Annotated in this window: 2 protein-coding genes and 1 pseudogene; 1 reads left to right on the top strand and 2 read right to left on the bottom strand. The window is 63.5% G+C overall.

The genetic code is table 11. The features are described 5' to 3' along the window. Positions 1 to 383, bottom strand: a 383-nt coding sequence (locus ABT116_RS43510; protein WP_351646309.1) for a PaaI family thioesterase, incomplete at its 3' end; no start/stop codon positions are given. A gap of 85 nt (positions 384 to 468) precedes the next feature. Here ABT116_RS43510 and ABT116_RS43505 point away from each other — a divergent pair. Next, positions 469 to 576, top strand: a pseudogene (locus ABT116_RS43505) (hypothetical protein); the annotation flags it as partial. Here ABT116_RS43505 and ABT116_RS43500 read toward each other — a convergent pair. Next, positions 563 to 2,044: a bifunctional [glutamine synthetase] adenylyltransferase/[glutamine synthetase]-adenylyl-L-tyrosine phosphorylase gene (locus ABT116_RS43500; RefSeq protein ID WP_351646312.1), complete on the bottom strand. Its 1,482-nt coding sequence runs from the start codon at positions 2,042 to 2,044 to the stop codon at positions 563 to 565. The pseudogene ABT116_RS43505 and the gene ABT116_RS43500 overlap by 14 nt on opposite strands. Positions 2,045 to 2,048 lie beyond the last annotated feature (4 nt).

The following is a 2,048-nucleotide window of genomic DNA, read 5'->3' as shown; positions in this document are numbered from 1 at the left end:
GTCGCGGTACGCCCACCCACATGAATGACACTGCCGTGGGCTGTCAGTTCGTCACCGTCGAGAGGCACCGTGCGGATGTAGTTGAGCTTGAGTTCGAGGGTCGTGTATCCGACGCCCGCCGGAAGCATCGTGTGTACCGCGCAGCCCATGACCGAATCGAGCAGCGTTGCGCAAATGCCGCCGTGGACAGTGCCGAGGGGGTTGCTGAAATCGGCGCGCGGGGTCAGGGCGAAGCTCACGGATCCTTCGTTGACCTCGCGCATCTCCATGCCGAGGAGGCGTCCGATGCTGGGTCGGTCGTTGACCTGTGTCCCCATCCAGCGGAGAAGTTCGAGGCCTGTCATCTGCGCCGGGTCGACGGTCGCGGTTGTCTCGTCACTCATTGTTTCATCCCATCACTATGTAGGTCGTCATACATAACGTAGCGTATGAGTCGACAGGTGTACCGACGGCCGAAGGATCTGTGACATGGCAGAGCTGAGCTCACGTGATCGCATGATTCGCAGTGCGGTCGAATTGATCAGTCGCAACGGTGTCGATGCGACGTCCTTCAGTGAAGTCATCAAGCACAGTGGCGCGCCTCGAGGGTCGATCTACCATCACTTTCCAGGCGGTAAGACCGAGCTGATGGTCGAAGCCGTACGCGCGGCCCGCCTTCGGGGTAGCGGGTCTTGTCGATCATGTGCAGGAACCGCAGTCCCAGTTCAGGGTCACCGGCAACCGGATGCGCACGTAGGAGCGCTTGGATCTCCCACGCCTGAGCCCACTTCGCGTAGTACGCGTCGTAGGACTCGAGAGTGCGCACCATCGGTCCGTTACGACCTTCCGGGCGCAGTCCGGTGTCGACTTCGAGCGGCGGATCAGTACTCGGAGCACCGAGAAGCTTGCGCACCTTGTCGGCAATGCTGTTGGCCCACTTGACCGCAACGGTCTCGTCGACGCCCTCACGGGGTTCGCACACGAACAGCACGTCGGCATCAGATCCATAGCCGAGTTCGCCGCCGCCGAGTCGACCCATGCCGATGACGGAGAAGCTGGCCGGCGCCTCGGTTCCGAGTTCGGTGACGCTGGCCTTGATCACCGCGGAGAGCGACGCGTTGAGCACCGCAGCCCACACCGAGGACAGCGCCTTGCAGACGGCGGGCACATCGAGCATGCCGAGGATGTCGGCCGAAGCGATGCGTGCAAGTTCGTGTCGCCGCAGCGAGCGGGCCGCGGCCACAGCACGATTGGGATCACTGTGTCGGCCGGAGGCGGTGAGGATTCCGCGAGCGACGTCTTCGGGCTTCGGCTCGACCAGGCGCGGACCACTCGGTGAATCCGCGAACAAACGGATCACGTCGGGTGCCTTGATGAGCAGATCAGGTAGATACGCCGACGAGCCCAGTACGGTCATCAGACGCTCGGCGACTGCAGCCTCGTCGCGGAGCAGGCGCAGGAACCAGGTCTGGTCGACGAGCGCGTCCGAGAGCCTACGGTATGCAAGCAGACCTGCATCGGGATCCGGTGTGTCAGCGAGTGATTCGAGCAGAGTCGGCAGTAGAAGCGCTTGAATCCGACCCTTACGTGAAGCGCCACTCGTCAGTGCTGTCAGATGTCCGAGTGCATGCTCGGGTGCCGTGTAACCCAGAGCTGCCAACTGCCGAACCGCCGCTTCGGGTCCCAGGACCAGTGCTTCCTTGTCCATCCGCGCCACCGATTCGAGAAGCGGGCGGTAGAACAGTTTGGCGTGCAGGCGGCGAATACGATGTGAATTCCGCTTGATCTCGGCGCGCAGGACTCCGAGGGAATCCAGACGCCCGTCGGGCCGCATGTGCGCGGCGCGGGCCAGCCAACGCAGCGCTTCCTCGTCGTCCGGCGGCGGCAGGGTGTGCGTGCGCTTGAGCTTCTGCAACTGCAGACGGTGCTCGAGAAGGCGCAGGAATTCGTACGACGCGGTCAGGTTGGCGGCGTCGTCGCGGCCGACGTATCCACCCGCCGCCAATGCGGTCAGTGCATCGACCGTACTCTGGACGTGCAACGAACGGTCGGCCCGGCCGTGCACCAAT

Source organism: Streptomyces sp. NPDC002130, assembly GCF_040296465.1.
In the GTDB taxonomy this organism is placed as follows: Bacteria; Actinomycetota; Actinomycetes; order Streptomycetales; family Streptomycetaceae; genus Streptomyces.
The sequence above is the reverse complement of the archived record's forward strand: the minus strand, read 5'-3'. Positions and strand labels throughout refer to the sequence as shown.